This window comes from Nocardia barduliensis (genome assembly GCF_013315795.1).
Lineage (GTDB): Bacteria > Actinomycetota > Actinomycetes > Mycobacteriales > Mycobacteriaceae > Nocardia > Nocardia barduliensis.
The window spans coordinates 91,571-112,045 of sequence record NZ_JABLTE010000002.1 but is presented as its reverse complement, the minus strand read 5'-3'; the positions used below and the strand labels follow the sequence as shown (position 1 = coordinate 112,045).

Genomic DNA, 20,475 nt, shown 5'->3' with positions numbered 1-20,475 from the left:
CGCTACCCGCTACACCTTCCGGTCTTCTGTTCGATCCAGGGCAGCACCGCCACCTGCCCGGCGTCGTCGGTCACCCGGACGGTGACCGCGCAGATGTAGTACTGGACGAAATTGCCGTAGGCACCGGTGCGCACCAGCTTGCGGAAGTTCCCCGGCGCCCGGTGCAAGGCGTCGTCCACGAGCTGCTTGTCCTGGTCGACCAGCGGCGCCAGCCGCGCGAGCTGATCGACGGTGCCCGCCAGCGGCGGCCGGGCGCGGGTCAGCAGGTCGGCGATGGTCGCGGTGCCGTTGTCGAGGGCGACGATGGCCTCGGCGATCGGGTCCCGCTCCTGGGACAGCTGCGTGACCAGTTGTTCGAGCCGGTCGATGGTGCCCGCGAACTTCTCGCCGTCTTTCGCCAGCGTCGCCATGACGGCGCCGAGGCGGTCGATCACCTGCTGGATCACCTCGGTGTGGCCGGCGAGCGCGGTGGTGAACGAGGAGGTCCGCGACAGCAGCGAGTCGAGGGTGCCCTCCTTGCCCTGGAAGATCTCCAGCAGCGACCAGGTCAACGTGTTCACTTCCTGCGCGTTCAGCCCCTGGATCACCGGCTTCAGGCCGCCGAGCAGGAGGTCGAGGTCGAGCGCGGGGGACGTCCGCTCGACGGGGATCTCCGAGCCAGCCGCCAGGATTCCGGTCGCCGCGGGGGTGTCGGACAGTTCGAGGTAGCGGTCGCCGACGAGATTGAGATACCGCACGGCCACCGCCGTGCCGTTGGTCAGCGCGACGCCGCGTTCGGCGTCGAAGGTCACTCTGACCTTGTGGTCGTCGCGCAGCGAGACGGTGCGCACCCTGCCCACCTCCACGCCGGCGATGCGGACGGTATTGCCCGAGCGCAGCCCGGAGGAATCGGTGAACACGGCGGCGTACTCGACCCGCGACCCGGTCCGGTATTCGCCGAACACGAGCACCAGGAACGCGGACAGCACGAGCATGACCGCGGCGAAGACGCCGAACTTCAGCAGCGGTGAACTGCGCGGCGTCATCGAGGCGCCTCCTGCCCCGGTTGTCCGGCGAACGGACCGAACAGCGCCTGCGGGAGGTTGCCCACGTTCAGCTCCACGGTCTGGTTTCCCTTCTCGAACGGGTTCGCCCCGGTGTCGGCGACGACGAACGGCGGCCGGCCCTCGTACGGGACCGGGAGCACCGAACATTGCGGACCGCCCGTGGCGGCCACCTTCGGCAGGTGCCGCGGATACCGGTACGGCTCGGTGCCGAACAGGAAGTTCGCCGACAGCCCGAGCCCGGGCACGTCGACCGGCTTCGATCGCGACAGCCACCCGAAGCCGTCGAGCGCACAGGTCAGCGCCTCGTGGTACTCGCTGGTCAGCGTCGTGGTGGGCACCAGCGCCGCGAGGGCGGTGTCCAGCGCGGCGCGGTTGTCCCCGAGCACCTGGACGCCGATGTCGGACAAGCCGATCACCCCGGTCAACATGGCGTCGAGATTGCGCTGTTCGTCCACGATCGTCCGGCTGATCGCGGCGGTGTTGCGGGCGGTGTCCAGCAAGGGGGTCGCCGCGTCGGCGTAGGTGTTCAGCACCTGCGCCGCCGCGGCGAGATCGGCGCGCAGAGCGGGCAGTCCCGGTTCGAGCTGGGCGAGGAAGTTCTCCAGGTCGCCGAGCATGAGCCCCAATCTGTCGCCGCGCCCGCCGGTCGCGGCTGCTATCGCGCCGAGCGTCTCGTTCAGCTTCTCCGGTTCGATGCGGCCCAGCACCGCGGTCAGCTGCTGGAAGACGGTGTTGATCTCCACCGTGACGTGGTCGGCCGCGAGCACCTGTCCGGCGCGCATAGCCTGCGACGCAGGGCGTTCCGGTGGGACGAACTGCACGAATTTCGCACCGAACACCGTCGTCGAGGCGATGTCGACCCGCACGTCGGCGGGGATGAGATCCAGCTGTCCGGCGTCGATCGCCAACCGGATGGATGCCAGGCCGTCGGCGCGTTCCTCGATCTTGTCGACCTTGCCCACGGTGACCCCGCGCATCTTGACGTCGGCGTCCGGATACATCACCAGACCGGCGCGCGGCGACAGCACCGTCACCGGCACGGTGTCGGCGAACCCGCCATTGAACATGGTCACGCTCAGGCTGATCACCGCGATGCCCAGCGTGATCGAGGCCAGCCCGGCCGCGGGGCGCACCAGCACACGCGACAGCGCGGCGAGCGACTTCATCGTCGATGACATCGGCACCTCTCAGCCGGACAGATCGAAGTTGCCGTTGGCGCCGTATACCGCCAGCGAAACCAGCAGCGTCACCGAGACGACGCCGATCAGCGACGTGCGGACCGCGTTACCCACCGCGATGCCGACGCCCGAGGGACCTCCGCTGGCGAAGAAACCGAAGTAGGTGTGGATCAGCAGGATCGTCAACGCCATCAAGATCGCCTGCACGAACGACCACACCAGGTCGATCGGGTTCAGGAAGGTCCCGAAATAGTGGTCGTACAGCCCGGCGGACTGACCGAGCAGCACCACGGTGGTCAGCCTGCTCGCGATGAACGAGGCGATGACCGCCAGCGCGTACAGCGGGACGATCGCGATCATGCCCGCCACGATCCTGGTGCCGACCAGGTACGGGATCGGTTCGATCGCGAGCGATTCGAGCGCGTCGATCTCTTCGTTGATCCGCATCGCGCCCAGCTGGGCGGTGGCGCCAGCACCGAAGGTCGCGGCCAGTCCGATGCCCGCGACCACCGGCGCGGAGATGCGCACGTTGATGAACGCCGACAGGAAGCCGGTCAGCGCCTCGATGCCGATGTTGCCCAGCGAGCTGTAGCCCTGGACGGCGAGCGTGCCGCCGGTGGCCAAGGTCAGGAACCCGACGATCACCACCGTCCCGCCGAACACCGCCAGCGCCCCGGAACCCATGCTGATCTCGGCGATGAGCCGGACCGTTTCCCTGCGGTAGTGCCAGGCGGCGAAGGGCGCGCACAGCAGCGCCTTCAGATAGAAGATGGCGTGGTCGCCGATCCGGCTCAACGCTCGATACGGCCGCCGGATCCGGTGCATCATCTGGGGATAGCGCGCGATGAGGGTCACGAGCGCCGCTCCTTCACCGGACGGTCATCTGGATGCCGATCGCCGTGACGACGACATTGATCACGAACAGGGACATGAAGGCGTAGACAACGGTCTCGTTGACCGCGTTGCCGACGGCCTTGGCCCCGCCGGTCACGATCAACCCTCGATAGCAGGCGACGAGGCCGGCCACGAGGCCGAACAGCAACGCTTTGACCGAGGAGATGACCACCTCGTCGATCCCGGTCAGCAGCGTGATCCCGGCGGCGAAGGCGCCTGGATTCACGTCCTGCACGTAGACGGAGAACACGTAGCCGCCGATCACGCCGATGATGCACACCAGGTTGTTCAGCAGGAACGCCACCAAGCCGGAGGCGAGCATTCGGGGCGTCACCAGACGTTGCACCGGGTCGATGCCCAGTACCTGCATCGCCGCGATCTCCTCGCGGATGGTGCGTGAGCCGAGATCGGCGCACATCGCCGTCGCGCCGGACCCGGCGACGATCAGCACGGTGACCATCGGGCCCACCTGCGTCACCGCGCCGAACGCGGCGCCCGCGCCGCTGAGGTCGGCGGCGCCGAGTTCGCGCAACAGGATGTTGAGGGTGAAGCTGACCAGCACGGTGAACGGAATCGCCACGAGCAGCGTCGGCACCAGCGAGACGCGCACGATGAACCACGACTGCTCGAGGAACTCCCTGGTCTGGAACGGTCTGCGGAACAGGAACCGCACGGCGTCCGCCGACATCGCGAACAGTCCTCCCACGGCCTGCATCGGTCCCGCCGCCGCGCGCCCGAGCGTGGCCCGCACGTTCCGCCCCGGCAGCAGCCGGTTACCCCCCGTCGCACCGCGCCCGGTGACGGCGGGCGGCGCCTTCGCCTGGGATCGCATTAATCACCCTCTCTGTGGTGGAAAATGCCATTCTCATATCTGCATACGGTTGCACAGTTGAAATGAGAATTCAATACGGGGATGGGGCGGCGGACACCCGCGACACCAGGCGGCGCCCTACGGCGGACGGGTGAATCCGGTCGACAGAGGCAGGCTGCGCCCCTCGACCGAGCGACGAGCGGCGCGGCGAGAAGAAGGGTGCGAACGGCCGATGATCAGCCGGGCGCGAAGCGGTTCGGAGCGGGGCGAGTCAGCCGACGGGACTGAGGTCGGCGCCGATCGGCGGGAAGGACGACAGCCCGCTACGGAAGACCTCCGTGGTCCCGACCGTGGTCGCCGGTACGGCCGCCGCGGTCAGCGCCTGCGCTTTGAACGCCTGCGCGGCGACGCTGAGCCGGTGCAGCACCGGATCGACCCGGTGCTCCGGCGGTGACGGCCAGCCCTCACCCCAGACCACGACTTGGACGCCGCCGTCGTCGAGCGCCTTCATCAGGCCACGGCGCGCTCGGCGATCACATTCGCAGACGTCGGCGGCGACAGCGAGCGCGTGAGGCTGACGCCCCTGCCCGCGCGACGCGAGCACCTGCTCGAGTTCCAGCACCTCCGCGCCAAGAATGCGCAACGGCCGGGTATCCGACAGATCCGCGACGAGCACCGTGACGTCCCACCCGGCGACCGAGCGGTCGAACAGCCACCCACCCGCGTGCTCGACGACATCGAGGACGCTGGAAGCGACGACGTCGAGGCGGTATCTCATCGTTCCCCAGCCGGAGCGAAGTCGCGGGCCAGCGACCGGGTGTACTCGTTGAACACCTCGGTCAGCGGGATCGAGTGGTCGAGCATCCATGAGATCTCCATTCCATTGATGAAAGCGACGATTTCCACGGCCCGGATATCAGGATCGAGATCGGGCCGGTACCGTCCGATCTCCTGGTTGCGGCGGATGACGTCGGCGACGATGCCGACGGCCACCTTCCAACGGTCGAGCAGGCGCTCGTGCAGGGGAGCCTCGGGCAGCAGGTTCTCCACCAGCAGGACTACGAAGGTGCCCACCAGTTCCGGTGAGCGCTGGATACGGTCGGCGACCTTGCGGATCTCCGAGAACAGATCTCCGGTCACGTCGGCTTCGCGGGCGTCGTCGGCGTCGCGGGCGTCGAGCACGGCGTGCAGCAGTTGTTCCTTGGACTGGAAATGGTGCAGCAGCCCGGCCGGGCTCACGCCGGCCTCCCTGGCGATCTGAGCCAAGGTCGTACTGCGCCAGCCATTCCGGGTGAGCAGGCGCTGAGCGACAGCCAGGATGCGCTGTCGGCGGTCTTCACCTTTGGCCAGCAGGGAGGCGTAAGGACGAGGAGTAGTCACGAAAGTCCCTGTTCGTTCAAACCTAGTGAACACACAGTAGGTTGGTTTCGGCGATGTGACAAGGGTCTCATGACGGCCCGATCGATCACACCGGAAACCGCATCCGAGGCAGCCCCTCGGCAGCAGCGCTCGGCGGATCAGATCTTCCGCCGCGAACTTGCTCCGGAACGCCCGTAGCACTTCCACCGCTTCCCGACGATAACGTCATTCTCGCTGGATAAGCTGACTATTTGCGCACTGTTCAGCGTCAAGTGTAGGTATCACTCTTCTCTTGTGATAACGTCATTCCCACAACGGAAACCGCAGCGGTCCGGAGAGGATCGCCGCCGCGCGGTCATCGCGAGCCCGGCCATCGCAGCCGGAGGCGATCCGCGGTCGCGGTGCACGCCGCCGGAGTCCGCCACCGGCGCGGCCCGCACCGGCGTGACCACGGTTCCGTGCAGCCAACAGATCCATGGGAGGGTCAAGATGTCGGTTCCGACCAGCAGTGCTTCGTTGTACCCGCCCGGCGGCTTCGGTCCGCCGAAGGACCGCCGCGGCCGGGCCGAGGGTTCGGTAGGCCTGCCCGCGGGCACCGAAGTGTTCTCCGCCGACAATCACATCTCGCTGGCGCACGACATCTTCTACGAGCGGTTCCCGGAATCGCTCAAGGACCGGGCCCCCAGGGTGTGGTACGAGGACGGCGCCTACCAGCTGGGCCGGAAGGGAAAGTCGTTCCTGCCCGGGGATTTCAGCCACGTGCTCATGCAGTACGACCCGCTGGACGGTTCCGGCAGCGCCAACCTGGAGGCACGGATCGCGGATCTGCGCGCCGACGGCATCGCCAAGGAACTCGCGTTCCCGAACGCGCTGCTGGCGCTGCTGTTCTACCCGGACAAGGAGATCAGGGAACTCTCCTTCCGGGTGTACAACGCCTACATCGCGGAGTTGCAGGAACAGTCCGGCGGCACCTTCTACGGCGTCGGGCTGATCAACTGGTGGGACGCCGACGGCGCACGCCGCACCCTGGCGGAGCTGAAGGCGCTGGGGCTCAAGACTTTCCTATTGCCGCTGTCGGCGGGCAAGGACGACGAGGGCAAGGTCATCGACTACGCGAGCACCGCGATGATCCCGGTGTGGGACGCGATCGAGGAGTCCGGTGTGCCGGTCTCCCACCACATCGGTGAGTCGCCGCTGTCGAGCCCCTGTGAAGTCAACAGCGTCGCCGTCGGCATGATGCACAACGTCGCGCCGTTCCGGGAGCTGTTCTCCAAGTACATCTTCAGCGGCATCATCGACCGGCATCCCGGCCTCAGCATCGGCTGGTTCGAGGGCGGGATGAACTGGGTTCCCTCGGCGATCCAGGACGCCGAGCACATGCTGGCCTCCTTCCAGCACATGCTCGATCGTCCGGTCGAGCACGACGTGCGCCACTACTGGGACAACCACATGCGCGCGTCGTTCATGGTGGACCCGCTCGGGCTGTCGCTGGTCGACCACATCGGCCGCGACCGCGTCATGTGGTCGTCGGACTATCCGCACAACGAGAGCACCTTCGGCTACTCGGAGAAGTCCCTGGAAGCCGTGGTGCGAGCGGTGGGGCCGCAGGACGCCGCCCGGATCGTCAGCGGCAACGTGGCGGAATTCCTGGGTCTGTCATGACCTCGTTCCCCGTCGCGGCGACCTCGTCGGTCGAGATCCCCGAGGTACCGGATCGCGCCCGCATGCGGCGCGACACCGGGGCGCGGCTGCGGTCGGCCATGGCCGATCAGGGCGTCGACGCGCTGATCCTGCTGCACAACAGCAACGTCGTGTATGCCACCGGGGCGAACTGGCCGCTCGGCGACGCGGGTCTCGCGCACGTCGAACGACCGGTCGCCGTGGTCGTGGCCGGCGATCCGTGGCCGCACCTGTTCCTGCCCTTCCGGGAGGGAACCTCGGCGGAATCGGATCTGCCCGCCGATCACCTGCACGGTCCCGTCTATCTCGAATTCGACGAGGGCGTCGAGGCTTTCGCGCGCCTGATCGCCGATCTCGTCCCGGCCGGGTCGGCCATCGCGGTGGACGAGTGCACCGGCGCCATGCTGCGGGCGCGGTCGGCGCTGTTCCCCGGCGGTCCCCCTGCGGACGCCGCCACGGTGATCGGCGCCGCGAAATTGATCAAGACGCCGGACGAGATCGCCTGCATCCGCACCGCGTGCCGGATCACCGAACAGGCGATGGTCGACGTGCAGGCGGCGCTGGCGCCGGGACGCAGGCAGATCGACCTGTCGGCGAGCTTCGTGCGCCGGGCCTTCGAATTGGGCGCCACCGCCAACATGCTCGACGCCATCTGGCAGGTGATGCCGGACACCAAGGCCGACGGCGTCTGGACCACGCACGGCGATCTCGCGCTGCCGCTGCTGACCACCGAGCGGGAACTGGCTGCCGGTGACGTGCTCTGGACCGATGTCAGCATCACCTACGGCGGTTACTGCTCGGATTTCGGGCGCACCTGGACGGTGGGCACCGAGCCGGACGCTCGTCAGCGCAGACAGTTCGAGCGCTGGCGGGAGATCCTCACCGCGGTGCTGGACGTGACCCGCGCGGGGGCCACCGCCGCCGAGCTCGCCCGCGCGGCGATCGCCGCCAACGGCGGCGCCAAACCATGGCTGCCGCACTTCTACCTGGGACACGGAATCGGCGTGAGCGCCGCCGAGATGCCGATGATCGGCACCGATCTCGGCGACGAGTTCGACGAGAACTTCGTGTTCGAACCCAACATGGTGCTGGTTCTGGAGCCGGTGGTCTGGGAGGACGGCACCGGCGGCTACCGAAGCGAGGAAATCATCGTGATCACCGAGGAGGGCTGGACGGCCCTCACCGACTACCCCTATGCCCCCTATGGCCACTGAGGTCGTGCCGGACGATCGCGCCCTGCGACATGGGCGGCGCGATCGTGCCCTGGCACAGATGCAAGCCCATGACCTGGACGTCCTGGTGCTCGGACGCCAGGCGAACGCCCGCTATGTGTCGGGCACACCGCAGCTGTGGGTCGCGGGCACCCGCCCGTTCGGCCCGGTGGCGACGGTGGTGCGGGCGACGCGTGCGGTGCACCTGCTGAGCAGCTGGGACGAGGGCGTGCCCGAGGACATCCCGCACGATCACCTCTACGGCATCGCGTGGAACCCGCTGAACACCATCGGTGTGCTGCGGGGCATCGAGGGAGCGGCCACTGCCCGGCGGGTCGGCACCGACGCGCTGTCGCCCACCTTCGCCAAATTGCTGCCGACGGCCTTCCCGAACGCCGAACTGGTCGACGGTGAACTCGCGATGCGCGCCGCCCGCCGGATCAAGACCGACCAGGAAGTGCAGGTGCTGCGCGGAACGCTGCGGATCGCCGAGGCGGGTCTGGCGGCCGCGGTGGCCGAGCTCGCGCCGGACGTCACCGAACAGGCGCTGATCGGCGTGCTGCTGGAAGCCATGGCGGCCGGCGGCGTCAGCACCCCGGCCTCGCAGGACTCCGCCTGGGTGACCTCGCGGGAACACCCGTGGCGGCGGGCGGGCGCGGACCGGCGCGTGCAGCCGGGCGACCTGGTGGCCTTTTCCTCCGGTGTGCTCGGTGAGGGCTACATCGGTGAGGTGGGCCGCACCTTCCCGGTCGGCGGCGAAGGCGACGACGGCGTGCGGAAGCTGTACCGGCGGTGGGACGGATTGTGGGCGCGGCTGATCGAGGCGTGCCGCCCCGGGTCGGCAGGCACGGATCTGCTCGCCGCCTACGAGATCGCGGGGGAACCGCTGCCGCCGATGCCGGTGGCGCGGGGCCTCGGGATGGGTTTCGACCCGCCGGTGGTGACCTCATCCCTGCGCGCGAGCGCCGAGGCGGAGCGTCTGGAACCCGGCATGGTGCTCGCGGTCACCGGCTACGTCTGGGAACCGGGCGTCGGGGCGGTGTTCGGCCGCGACGCGGTGCTGATCACCGAGGACGGCGCCGAGGTGCTCACCGCCGCCCCGCACTGGGAGCACTAGGGAACGGTTCCCCGGCACGCGCCGGAGCACCGATCAAAGTGTCCGACAGCAGGTTTCGGACACGTCCATCTTCGGCAAAGGAGCCCGCCCATGCCCGGTCCCGAGCAGCCCTCGGCGGAGGAGATCATCCGCTACGAGAAGGACACCCAGACCCGGATCGCGACCATCACGTTCGACCGGCCCGATCATCTCAACGCCCCGACCATCGCGGCGCGGCTGCGCTATGCCGATCTGCTGCACCGCGCGAGCGTCGACGACGAGGTGAAAGTGCTCGTCGTCCGCGGCGCGGGCGAGGACCTCGGTACCGGGGCCGACCTCCCCGAGTTCATGGCGGTGCAGAACGCGCCGACCCAGGGCCCGCGGTTGAGCGAGTACAAGATCGGCGAGGACGAGGTGCGGTATCCGCCCAAGGAGTCCTTCCGGCACGGCGCCACGATCAGCCAGTGGTACGCCAACGCCCAGGCCGGCTGCCGCAGTCTCCAGGAGTTCAAGAAGATCAGCATCCTGGAGGTGAAGGGGTACTGCTACGGCTGGCACTTCTACCAGGCCGCCGACGCCGACCTGGTGATCTCCTCCGACGACGCCCTGTTCGGTCACCCGTCCTTCCGGTACTACGGCTGGGGGCCGCGGATGTGGACGTGGGCGCAGACCATGGGGTTGCGCCGGTTCCAGGAAATGGTCTTCACCGGCCGGGCGTTCACGGCGCGGGAGATGTACGAATGCAACTTCCTGAACAAGGTCGTGCCACGGGCCGACCTCGAAGCCGAGACCGCGAAGTACGCGCTGGCCTGCGCGCGCAACCGGCCCACCGACACGGTCTTCATGCAGAAGGTCTTCTTCGAGGTTCTGAAGCAGCACCAGGGCGAGTACATGGGCAGCTTGCTGAGCGGGTTCTTCGAGTCGATGGGCGGACATATCCACGCCGACGACGACGAACTGATGCTGGACAACGCCTTCGAAGGCGGGCTGAACAACTCGGTCAAGGACAACGACGCGCAGTTCCCGCCGGAGTTCCGGCTGAGCAAGTCGGGTCGCAAGAAGCAGGTCTAGTCCGCCGCCGCGGCCGCGGTCGGCGATCCCGGCGGCCGGTGATCGGAACGGTGAGGGTCATGGCATCGAGAGAGTCCGCAAGCAGCGCCGAACGTCCCGTCGAGCCGCCGCTGCGCGGTTGCGTCGTGGTCGACATCTCCTCGGAGATCGCCGGTGCGTATTGCACGAAACTGCTGGCCGACGGCGGCGCGGAGGTGATCAAAGTCGAAGCGCCGGAGGGGGATTCCTTGCGGCGCTGGTCGGCCTCGCGTGCCGAGCTCGACCCGGGCGCCGACGGTGCGCTGTTCGCCTTCCTGGCCGGTTCGAAGAAGAGCGTCGTCGCCGACCCCGGCGTGGCCGCCGATCTGGATCTCGTCGACGGCCTGCTGGCGTCGGCCGACGTAGTGGTGTGGTCGCCGGGGTCGCGGCTGGCCGAGCATCCCCGGCTCGCTCCCGGCGCGCTGCGCCGCGCCCACCGGCACCTCGTGGTCACCGCGATCAGCCCCTTCGGCCTGGACGGGCCGTGGCGGGATCGCCCGGCCACGGAGTTCACCTTGCAGGCCTGGTCCGGTGGCATCGTCGGGCTCGGGCGCGGCGCACCGGATCGGGCGCCCGTGCACGTGGGCGGCCGGGTCGGTGAGTGGTTCGCAGGCGCCTACGCCTGCGCGGCCACGATGACATCGCGGTTGCGCACGCTCGGATCCGATGGGGGCGAGCTGGTCGACCTGTCGATGCTGGAGACGCAGATCCTCGGGCTCACCTATTTCCCGGTCTCGTTCTTCGACGCCCTCGGCCGTCCGTTCCGCACCGAACGACGGCTCAGCGTGCCCGGCGTCGCCACCGCCGCCGACGGCTTGGTAGCGGTGGGCTGCGGCACCGCGCAGCAGTGGTTCGACCTGTGCGCGATGGTGGGCCATCCGGAGTGGATCGAGGAGGACCTCGCCCCCGGGATCACCCAGCTGGCCAACGAGAAGGCAGCGGAGATCTTCGCCTGGATGGCCGAGCAGCCCGCCGAGGTGATCCGCGATCTGGCGACCGCTTTCCGCATTCCCAACGGCCCGGTGGTCAACGGCGCCGACGCCACCACGATGGATCACCACGTGGCCCGGAAGTTCTTCACGGTCAATCCCCGCGACGGTTTCGTCCAGCCCGGCCCGCCGTACCGCACCCGGCCCGCGCTGCTGCGGGATCCGCTACCTGCTCCTCGGCTCGGCGAGCACACCGAGGAATACCGCGCCCCGCGCCCCGCTCGGCGCACCGCGGCAGGTCGCGCGGAGCCGAATCCCCTGCCCTTCCGCGATCTTCGTGTCCTGGACCTCACGACGTTCTGGGCAGGCCCGTCGTGCACCCACTACCTCGCCATGCTGGGCGCGGAGGTCGTGCACGTGGAATCCGCCGGACGACCGGACGGCACCCGCCTCATCGCGGGCGTGCCGCCGACCGAAGAGCAGTGGTGGGAGAAATCTCCGATCTTCTCCGGGCTCAATACCAACAAGAAGAGCCTCACGCTGGACATCCGCACCGAGCGCGGGCAGGACCTGCTGAAGCGCCTTGCCGCCACCTGCGACGTGATCGTCGAAAACTACACGCCTCGGGTGCTCGAACAGATCGGCCTGGACTATGCGGCCGTGCGGAAGCTGCGGCCGGACGCGATCATGGTCCGGATGCCCGGATTCGGCCTGGACGGCCCCTGGCGCGACCATCCCGCCTTCGCTTACGTCATCGAGGACACCTCGGGATTGACCTGGCTGACCGGCCACCCCGACCAGAACCCGGTGGAGCCCTACTCGATCGGTGACCCGAACGCGGGGGTGCACGCGCTCAACGCGCTGCTGCTGGCCTTGGAACACCGGCGGCGCACCGGTCAGGGAGCGCTGGTGGAGGCCGCGATGGTGGAGGCGGCGCTCAACGTGGCCGCCGAGCAGGTGATCGAGTACTCGGCCTACGGCGCGCTGCTCGAGCGGGACGGCAATCGCGGTCCGGTCGCCGCTCCGCAGAACCTCTACCGCGCGGCGGGATCGGACGAGTTCGGCAGGGCGGATCGCTGGGTGGCGATCGCGGTCGCCACCGACCCGCAGTGGCGGCGGTTGCGGGAAGCGCTCGGAACCCCGTTTTGGGCATTGGATCCGGAACTGTCGACCGCTGCGGGCCGCCGCCGCAGGCACGACCTGATCGATGAGCGGCTCGCCGCGTGGTGCGCGGAGCGCGACAGCGACGAGATCGTCCGCGCCCTCTGGGATGCCGGCGTCCCGGTCGCCGAGGTCATGCAACCCCATCGTCAGTTCGAACTGCCACAACTGCGATTCCGGGACTTCTTCGAACCGGTCGCCCACCCGGTCGCCGCAACGGCCAGGCACAGCACGGTACCCGTCCGGTTCTCGGCGGGTCCGCGGCGCTTCCATCGCGAGCCCGCTCCCCTGCTCGGCCAGCACAACACCGAGTTGCTCACCGCCCTCGGTCTGAGCGAGAGGGAGATTCGCGCCTTGCAGGAGGACGGGATCGTCGGAGGTCTGCCTGCCGTCGCGCGCCCATCCGCGCGACCAGAGTAATGGACACCGAAGCCCCGTCGCGAGAGCGGATTTCGCGGCGGGGCTCCGGCATCGAGTCGGCTGGGCGTCAGCTCGCCGATTCGGACGCACGCTCGCGGACGAGTTCCAGTGCTATGTCGATGAGCTGATCCTCTTGGCCACCGATCAGTTTGCGCAGACCGGCGCGGTGCAGCAATTGGGCGGCGGGCACGTCGTAGCGCTCGGCTTGGCGCACGGCATGTTTCAGGAAGCTCGAGTAGACCCCGGCATACCCCATGATCAGCGCGTTACGATCGAGCAGGCATTCGGCGGGCATCGCGGGGCGCACGACGTCCTCGGCGGCGTCGGCGATGTCGAAGAAATCGATGCCGGTCTTCACGCCGATCTTGTCGAACACGCCGATCAGCGCCTCCACCGGAGCGTTTCCCGCGCCCGCGCCGAAGCGGCGGGCGCTGCCATCGATCTGCCGGGCGCCCGCCCGCACCGCCGCCACCGAGTTCGCCACGCCGAGGCCGAGGTTCTCGTGACCGTGGAAGCCGACCTGGGCGTCGTCACCGAGTTCCGCGACCAGCGCCGACACCCGGTCGGCCACGCCGTCCATGACCAGCGCGCCCGCGGAATCGACCACGTAGACGCACTGACAGCCGGCGTCGGCCATGATCCGTGCCTGCGCCGCGAGCCGTTCGGGCGCGATGGTGTGGGCCATCATGAGGAAGCCGACCGTCTCCAAGCCGAGATCCCGTGCGAGCCCGAAGTGCTGGATCGACACGTCGGCTTCGGTGCAATGGGTGGCGATCCGGCAGATCGATCCCCCGTTGTCCCTGGCCTGCTCGATGTCCTCCTTGGTTCCGACGCCGGGCAGCATGAGGAACGCGATCTTCGCCTCCGTGGCCGTCTCGGCGGCCAGCTTGATCAACTGCTGCTCGGGCGTCTTGGCGAAGCCGTAATTGAACGACGAGCCGCCGAGGCCGTCGCCGTGGGTCACCTCGATCACCGGGACGCCCGCCGCGTCCAGGGCGGCCACGATCGAGCTCACCTCGTCCGGCGTGAATTGGTGACGTTTGTGGTGCGAACCGTCCCGCAGCGACGTGTCGGTGATCCGGACGTCCCAGATCTCGGATGCAGTCATCGGCCTCGTCCTTCGATTCTGTGCCCGTTGGTCCTTCGCGTCTCGCTCACCCGACGCGTTCCGCGACACCGAGGGTCTGTTTGGCGATCTCCTCGCCCACTTTGGTGGCCGCGGCCGTCATGATGTCCAGATTGCCCGCGTAAGGCGGCAGGTAGTCGCCGGCTCCTTCGACCTCCAGAAACGTCGTGACCAGCGCCCGGCCTCCGGAGTTGACCGACGGATCGTCGAATTGCGGCTCGTTGAGCAGCCGATAGCCCGGGACGTAGGTCTGCACCTCGGCCACGACCTCGTGGATGGACGCGGCGATCGCGGCCCGGTCGGCGTCTTCCGGGATGGCGCAGAAGATGGTGTCGCGCATGATCATCGGCGGGTCGGCCGGGTTGAGGATGATGATCGCCTTGCCGCGCGCGGCGCCGCCGATGGTCTCCACTCCGCGGCTGGTGGTCTTGGTGAATTCATCGATGTTCGCTCGGGTCCCCGGCCCCGCCGACACCGACGCGACCGAGGCGACGATCTCGGCGATCGGCACCTCGACCACCCGCGAGACCGCGTGCACGATCGGGATGGTCGCCTGCCCGCCACAGGTGATCATGTTGACGTTCGGCGCGTCCAGATGCTGCCGCAGATTCGCAGGCGGGATGACGGCCGGGCCGATCGCCGCCGGCGTGAGGTCGATGACGCGAATGCCCGCCTCGGCGTAGCGCGGCGCGGCCGCGCGGTGCACGGCGGCCGACGTCGCCTCGAACACCAGATCGGGTTTCTCGGCCTGCGCGAACAGGTGATCGACCCCTTTGTCGGTGGTCTCCAGGCCGAGCCGGGCGGCACGCGCGAGACCTTCGCTGGCCGGGTCGATGCCGACCATCCAGCGCGGCTCGAGCCACTCCGACCGCGACAGTTTGTACAGCAGGTCGGTGCCGATATTGCCCGACCCGACGATGGCCACGGATACTTTCGCCGGCATAACGCTCCCTTGTTCCGATCAGTCGAAGGCGAGGCGGACCGAGCCGAGGCCCGCGAACCGGGCCACGAACTCGTCACCCGGGTGCGCGTCGATCGCCTTGGTGCACGAGCCGGGCAGGACGATGTCCCCGGCCCGCAGCCGCACCCCGAAGCTGGCCACCTTCCGGGCCAGCCAGGCCACCGCCGTGACGGGATCGCCGAGAACCGCGTCGCTGCGGCCCTCGGCAACCACCTCGCCGTTACGGGTGAGCACCGCGTCTATCGCGGTGATATCGATGTCGGCGGGTGCCACCCGCTCCGTGCCGAGTACGTATCCCGCCGATGAGGCGTTGTCGGCGATGGTGTCGCACAACCGGATCGCCCAGTTCTCGATCCGCGAGTCGATCAACTCGATCGCGGGGGCGACAGCTGTCGTGGCGGCGAGCACGTCCGCTTCGGTGCACTGCGCCCCGGGCAGATCCGCCCCCAGGACAAAAGCGACCTCCACCTCGACCCTCGGGTACAGGTACCGTCCGGCGGGCACCGGCTCGTCCGCGGAGACCAGCATGTCGTCGAGCAGGTGACCGTAGTCGGGCTCGTCGACGCCCATCATCTGCTGCATGGCCTTCGACGAGAGCCCGACCTTGTGCCCGACGACCCGCGCGCCGTTGCGGACGCGCTTGCGGATGTTGATCAGCTGGATCGCGTAGGCGTCGACCACGTCGATCTGTGGGTGCGCGGTGGTCAGCGGCGACAAGGGTGTGCGGCTGCGCTCCGCCTCGGCCAGGTTCGCGGCCAGCTCACTGCGGGAGCGGACGGTCAACATCTCGATCCTCCTCGTGGTCGCCCGGAAGCGTTCACGATGTGCGTGTCCGCATCGATGCGGCCGGGTACGCCGCGCGGCGCGGTCGCATCGGTTTCCGTGTGGACGGCGCTGGCGACCGCGCGATGCCGGAAGCGGTTCACGAGGTGAACGCGGGCAACGTTTCCCAGCCGCGGACGGTCGAGGTGGGCGACAGTCTCGCGTTCGCCAGGTCCACCTCCCACTCCGGGAACCGCGCGAGGATCTCCTCGAGCGCGATCCGCCCCTCCAGGCGGGCCAGCGCCGACCCGAGGCAGTAGTGCGTGCCCACACTGAACGACAGGTGCTGGCGGGTGTCGCGGTGGATGTCGAAGACGTCGCCGTCCGGCGGGAACTGCCGATGGTCGCGGTTGGCCGCGCCGATGAGCATCATCATGGCGCTGCCCTCCGGGACGGTCCGGCCGTGCACCTCGACGTCCCTGGTCACGTACCGCGCCACATGCGGGGCGGGCGGTTCGAACCGGAGCAGCTCCTCGACCGCGTTCGGAATCAAGCGCGGGTTCTCGACGAGTTCGCGGCGCTGATCGGGATGCTCGGCGAGAACCTTGCCCGCCCAACCGATCAGCCGTGTCGTGGTCTCGTTGCCCGCACCGGACACCACGTTGACGTAGGTCAGCAATTCCGCGCGGCTCAGTCGGCGCACGGTGCCGGTCTCGTCCTCGAACTCGACGTTGAGCAGCTCGGTCATGATGTCGTCGGAGGGATGTTCGGCCCGCCAGTCGATGTAGGCCGCGAAGATGTCGCCGCTGGCCATGCCCTCGGAGGCGGCCTTCATCGGCTTGCCCTCCTCGGTGCGCATCTGCTCGTTGGCGAAGTCGCGGATGGCCTCCTGGTCCTGCTCCGGGATGCCGAGCAGCATGCCGATGGTGCGCATCGGCATCTGCGCGCCGATATCGGCGATGAAGTCCAGCCGTCCGGTTCCCACGTGCGGATCGAGGCTGCGCGCGCAGAACTCACGGATCTTGTCCTCGAGCGCCCGGATCTTGCGGGGGGTGAACATGCGCGACAGCAGGCTGCGATGGATGTCGTGAATCGGCGGGTCCTCGAAGATGAGCACGCCGGAGGGCATCTCGATATCGGCCTTGATCAGTTCGATGATCGCTCCCCGCGCGGAACTGTAGGTGTCCTTGTCCAGCAACGCCGCGTTGACATCCGCGTGGCGACTCACCGCGTAGAAGTCGTGCTTCTCGTTGTAGTACAGCGGAATCTCCTCGCGGAGCCGCTTGAACATCGGGTAGGGATCGGCGTTGAGCTCGACGTCGTACGGGTCGTAGTACACGTCGCTGGCCGCGCTGGTGGTCACTGAGGTTCGCCTCTCGCAGAAACATCGTCGTCCTCGGTGGTGCGGACGAGAGTCAGCCGAAGACCGAGTTGTCGGAGTCCTGCCAGTGTAAAACTGCCGCTACGTTGATGCAACTGATCCTCTCATTTCCGGAGATTGTCATTCTCCCAAGAAGTCGAGGGCAACGCGGATCCACGAAAACGAGCGGGCCCCGCATACCGACGGTGTCGGATGCGAGGCCCGCTGAGATTGCGGCGCAGCTGGTTCAGTCGAAAGTGCAGCCGGTGACGGGCTTGTCCGCGAGGCGATCGAGCAGGTAGACGATCGCGTTGTCCGGGCCGAAACCGTCGATCATCTCCGGACCGAAATGGTTCGGAATGGTGGTGCCCGGCAAGATCGGCGGCAGGTCGTTGGTCCGGAACGTCACCGTGGCGCCTTTCGCGCACCAGTCCTCCGCGAGCCGACGCGCCTGACCGTAAGGAACGGTGTCGTCGTTCAACCCGCTGGTGATCAACACCGGCGTCGCCGGAGTGCGATTACCGATACGCAGTTCCGCCAGCACAGGCCCCGCCTCGGGCATCGCCGCCAGATGCGCACTGAGGGAGCGGCCGTCGTTGGTCAGCGAACCGGTCTTCAGGAAGGGATGGCGGACGATGATGTCACCGATGCATTCGTCGCTGAGCGTCTCCAGCCTGGCGCGCCCTGCGGGACTGATCACCCGGTCGACGGCCTTGTGCAAGTCGGGGTAGCGCGCGAGCAATCCGTTGATCGCGAACCCGATCGCGCCGCCGATGAGCGCGCCGTCGATGCGTTCCAGAATCGCGGCCAGATCCGCCACCGGCCCACCGGCCCAGGTGCCCTTGAGATTCAACTCCGGCGCGTAGTCCGGTTGCAGCTCCGCGGCCGCCGCGGTCGCCCCGCCACCCTGCGAGTAACCCCACAACACCACGGGGGTCTCCGGCCCGACACCCGCCAAGTTGTGAGCTGCGCGAACCCCGTCGAGAACGGCGTGTGCGGCCTCGATCCGGTTGGCGTAGGTATGGATACCCGGCGTGCCCAGCCCGATGTAATCGGTCACCAGAACGCGAGCGCCCAGCCCGCTCCACACCGCCGAGGCAGGCAGTTCCTGATTCGCCGACAACCCCGGCGAGGGATCGGTGAACAGCGTCAAGCCGGTAGAAAAAGCCACCGACATCGCGCAGCGATCACCCTGGCCCGAAGTGCCCGGGGCGATCACCACCGTCGGACGCGGACCCGGCCCCTGCCACGGACCGGTCGCGTCGATGAACGTCCCCGACACCGCCACCGGCGACCCGTCCTGCAACCGCGAGGTGTACATGACATGCTGCGCCTTACCCGGCCACCCCTTGTCCGTCGGCACCGTCGCAAACAGGCTCATCGGCGCCGTCTTGACGATCGCACCCCGCTCCGACGGAATCTGCGCAGGCGGAACATAGAAATCACTCACCGGAGCAGCGGCCGCCTCCCGCGTATCCACTCCCACCACGGCCACCGCGGCGACACCGGCGACGGCCACCACCGCCGCCAACGGAGCGACCCAACGCCGCCACCTCGACCCGGACTGCCCCTGCTGTCGTTGCATCGATCAACTCTCCGTGAACTCCACCCCGGCACCGTCGCCGAGTGTCCTCGGCCGCAATAGCTGTTGCGCATGAGACAAGTCACAGCTACGGACCTACCGTAGAGTAACACGATTACTACTATATGAATCCGCCCGGTGTCAGACTGCCGCTCGGTCGTGCGCTCACTACTGGACCGATGGGTCGAGGTCGTCGTGCGGGGGCGAGTACCGCGCGAACAGCACGGCCGGGCAGCTGCCGGATTCGGCGACTGCCCGGCGTACGCGCCCGGCGCGCGGACGGGCGAAGCGTTGCGGCAGAGCGGTTTCGGCGCGTCCTACCAGCTCACCGGCAACTCGTACACCCCGTAAGCGAGCCGGTCGTGCTTGAACTGGACTTCCTCGAACGGAATTGCCAAGCGCAAGGTGGGAATTCGCCGCACCAGCGTCCGGAAGACGATCTGCAGTTCGGCTCTGGCCAACTGCTGCCCGACGCACTGATGCGGGCCGAAGCCGAATCCCAGGTGCTGAGCGGCGGGCCTGCGCAGATCCAGCTGGTCGGGCTGGTCCCACGCTTTCTCGTCCCAATTGGCCGGAGCGAGGTCGAAGATCAGGCCGTCGCCTGCCCGGACGGTCTCGCCCGCGATCTCGATGTCCTCGATCGCGACGCGCCGCTGCCCGTTCTGGATGATGCTGAGGTATCGCAGTAGTTCCTCGACCGCGTTGACCACGATCTTCGGATCGTCGGTATCGCGCAGCAGGGCGAACTGATCGGGATTGCGCATCAGGGCCAGCGCCCCGAGCGAGATCATGTTGGCGCTGGTCTCGTGCCCGGCGATCAGCAGGCCGGTGCCGAGCTGCGCGGCCTCCTTCATGTCGATCTCGCCGGCGCGGACCCGCTCGGCGATGTCGGACACCACGTCCTCGGCGGGGGTTTCCAGCTTCTTCTTGACCAGTTCGACCAGATAGCGCGCCAGCCCGGCGCGGCCCTCGGCGGCTTGCTCCTTGGTCGCGTACCGGTCGACGTTGACGGTGGCGTGCTTCTGGAAGAACTCGTGATCCTCGTACGGCACGCCGAGCATCTCGCTGATCATCAGCGTCGGCACCGGCAGGGCCAGCGCCTCGACGAGATCGCCGGGTTGCGGTCCGGCCAGCAGCCGGTCGATGTGCTCGTCGGTGATCTGCTGGATCACCGGCCGCAACGCCTCCACCCGCTTGAAGGTGAACGGTTTGGTCAGCATCCGCCGGTACCGGCTGTGCTCCTCGCCGTCGGTGGTGAACAGCGACTTCGGCCTGCTGTCCACGATCGCCGCCATTCCCTCGTTCCAGTGCGGGAAGCCAGGGCGATGATCGTCCACGCTGACCCTCGGATCCGACATCAGCGTCTTGAACTCGGCGTATCCGGTAACCAGCCACGGTGTGCTGCCATCCCAGATCCGGACGCGGTTGAGCGGTTTGGTCCGGCCGAGCCGCAACGCCTCCGGCGGCGGCGCGAACGGGCACCCGGTCGAGCGGGGCATGGGATAGTCGGGAACCTCCGTGACGGAGGCGGTCGTTTCGGTCAGTGCTTCGGACACTGTGCGCTCCTGGGTGATCGGCTGCGGGTGCACCGCAGGCTGCCGGTTCATTCCTCGATATGGATGGCCATGGCCGGGCAGACCGCCGCAGCCTGGCGCACGTCCTCGGCGAGTTCGTCCGGCGGGTTCTCGTCGAGCAGGACGACGATGCCGTCCTCGTCTCGCTGGTCGAACACATCGGCCGCGTGCATGACGCAATGCCCGGCCGCGACGCATTTGACTTGGTCGACAGTCACTTTCATCGGGACCTTCTT

Annotated in this window: 19 protein-coding genes; 6 read left to right on the top strand and 13 right to left on the bottom strand. The window is 68.1% G+C overall.

Annotated elements, in window-relative coordinates:
* Positions 1-2: 2 nt before the first annotated feature.
* The 6 genes from HOV91_RS01840 to HOV91_RS01815 form a co-directional block, all read right to left on the bottom strand.
* Positions 3-1,025 (bottom strand): MCE family protein, encoded by a 1,023-nt coding sequence (locus HOV91_RS01840; RefSeq protein ID WP_174183645.1) that lies wholly within the window; start codon positions 1,023-1,025, stop codon positions 3-5.
* Positions 1,022-2,224: an MCE family protein gene (locus HOV91_RS01835; RefSeq protein WP_246349682.1), complete on the bottom strand. Its 1,203-nt coding sequence runs from the start codon at positions 2,222-2,224 to the stop codon at positions 1,022-1,024. Before HOV91_RS01835 ends, HOV91_RS01840 begins: the two co-directional genes overlap by 4 nt.
* Before the next feature lie 9 nt (positions 2,225-2,233).
* Positions 2,234-3,052 carry an MlaE family ABC transporter permease gene (locus tag HOV91_RS01830; protein ID WP_174183720.1) on the bottom strand — a complete coding sequence of 273 codons (819 nt, stop codon included), beginning with the start codon at positions 3,050-3,052 and terminating at the stop codon, positions 2,234-2,236.
* Between the two features lie 40 nt (positions 3,053-3,092).
* Positions 3,093-3,833, bottom strand: a complete 741-nt coding sequence (locus HOV91_RS01825) for an MlaE family ABC transporter permease (protein WP_246349709.1) — start codon at positions 3,831-3,833, stop codon at positions 3,093-3,095.
* A 367-nt stretch (positions 3,834-4,200) separates the two neighbouring features.
* Complete coding sequence (locus HOV91_RS01820; protein ID WP_174183643.1) at positions 4,201-4,707, bottom strand: hypothetical protein; 507 nt, start codon at positions 4,705-4,707, stop codon at positions 4,201-4,203.
* Entirely contained in the window at positions 4,704-5,309 is a 606-nt protein-coding gene (locus HOV91_RS01815) for a TetR/AcrR family transcriptional regulator (protein WP_174183642.1), read from the bottom strand. The genes HOV91_RS01820 and HOV91_RS01815 overlap by 4 nt, the downstream gene beginning before the upstream one ends.
* Before the next feature lie 468 nt (positions 5,310-5,777).
* On the opposite strand from HOV91_RS01815, the gene HOV91_RS01810 reads away from it, so the two are divergent.
* The 5 genes from HOV91_RS01810 (at position 5,778) to HOV91_RS01790 (ending at position 12,874) form a co-directional block, all read left to right on the top strand.
* Positions 5,778-6,950 (top strand): amidohydrolase family protein, encoded by a 1,173-nt coding sequence (locus HOV91_RS01810; protein WP_174183641.1) that lies wholly within the window; start codon positions 5,778-5,780, stop codon positions 6,948-6,950.
* On the top strand, positions 6,947-8,182 hold the full coding sequence (locus HOV91_RS01805) for a M24 family metallopeptidase (RefSeq protein ID WP_174183640.1): 1,236 nt from the start codon (positions 6,947-6,949) through the stop codon (positions 8,180-8,182). The genes HOV91_RS01810 and HOV91_RS01805 overlap by 4 nt, the downstream gene beginning before the upstream one ends.
* Positions 8,172-9,296, top strand: a complete 1,125-nt coding sequence (locus HOV91_RS01800) for a M24 family metallopeptidase (RefSeq protein WP_174183639.1) — start codon at positions 8,172-8,174, stop codon at positions 9,294-9,296. The genes HOV91_RS01805 and HOV91_RS01800 overlap by 11 nt, the downstream gene beginning before the upstream one ends.
* A 90-nt stretch (positions 9,297-9,386) precedes the next feature.
* Positions 9,387-10,346, top strand: coding sequence for an enoyl-CoA hydratase/isomerase family protein (locus tag HOV91_RS01795; protein ID WP_174183638.1), 960 nt, complete (start codon positions 9,387-9,389; stop codon positions 10,344-10,346).
* A 59-nt stretch (positions 10,347-10,405) separates the two neighbouring features.
* Entirely contained in the window at positions 10,406-12,874 is a 2,469-nt protein-coding gene (locus tag HOV91_RS01790) for a CaiB/BaiF CoA-transferase family protein (RefSeq protein WP_174183637.1), read from the top strand.
* Between the two features lie 67 nt (positions 12,875-12,941).
* On the opposite strand, the gene dmpG is transcribed toward HOV91_RS01790, so the two are convergent.
* The 5 genes from dmpG to HOV91_RS01765 form a co-directional block, all read right to left on the bottom strand.
* Positions 12,942-13,982, bottom strand: a complete 1,041-nt coding sequence (gene dmpG / locus HOV91_RS01785; RefSeq protein ID WP_174183636.1) for a 4-hydroxy-2-oxovalerate aldolase — start codon at positions 13,980-13,982, stop codon at positions 12,942-12,944.
* Positions 13,983-14,028: 46 nt separating this feature from the next.
* Entirely contained in the window at positions 14,029-14,943 is a 915-nt protein-coding gene (locus tag HOV91_RS01780; RefSeq protein WP_174183635.1) for an acetaldehyde dehydrogenase (acetylating), read from the bottom strand.
* A gap of 18 nt (positions 14,944-14,961) precedes the next feature.
* Positions 14,962-15,747 (bottom strand): 2-keto-4-pentenoate hydratase, encoded by a 786-nt coding sequence (locus HOV91_RS01775; protein ID WP_174183634.1) that lies wholly within the window; start codon positions 15,745-15,747, stop codon positions 14,962-14,964.
* Between the two features lie 136 nt (positions 15,748-15,883).
* Positions 15,884-17,086: a cytochrome P450 gene (locus HOV91_RS01770; protein ID WP_174183633.1), complete on the bottom strand. Its 1,203-nt coding sequence runs from the start codon at positions 17,084-17,086 to the stop codon at positions 15,884-15,886.
* Between the two features lie 244 nt (positions 17,087-17,330).
* Positions 17,331-18,668, bottom strand: a complete 1,338-nt coding sequence (locus HOV91_RS01765; RefSeq protein WP_174183632.1) for a lipase family protein — start codon at positions 18,666-18,668, stop codon at positions 17,331-17,333.
* A 135-nt stretch (positions 18,669-18,803) separates the two neighbouring features.
* On the opposite strand from HOV91_RS01765, the gene HOV91_RS01760 reads away from it, so the two are divergent.
* Positions 18,804-19,016 (top strand): hypothetical protein, encoded by a 213-nt coding sequence (locus HOV91_RS01760; RefSeq protein WP_217439251.1) that lies wholly within the window; start codon positions 18,804-18,806, stop codon positions 19,014-19,016.
* On the opposite strand, the gene HOV91_RS01755 is transcribed toward HOV91_RS01760, so the two are convergent.
* Both HOV91_RS01755 and HOV91_RS01750 read right to left on the bottom strand, forming a co-directional pair.
* Complete coding sequence (locus HOV91_RS01755; RefSeq protein WP_174183630.1) at positions 18,983-20,221, bottom strand: cytochrome P450; 1,239 nt, start codon at positions 20,219-20,221, stop codon at positions 18,983-18,985. The genes HOV91_RS01760 and HOV91_RS01755 overlap by 34 nt on opposite strands.
* Positions 20,222-20,268: 47 nt before the next feature.
* Positions 20,269-20,463 (bottom strand): ferredoxin, encoded by a 195-nt coding sequence (locus HOV91_RS01750; protein ID WP_043701659.1) that lies wholly within the window; start codon positions 20,461-20,463, stop codon positions 20,269-20,271.
* Between the last annotated feature and the right edge of the window lie 12 nt (positions 20,464-20,475).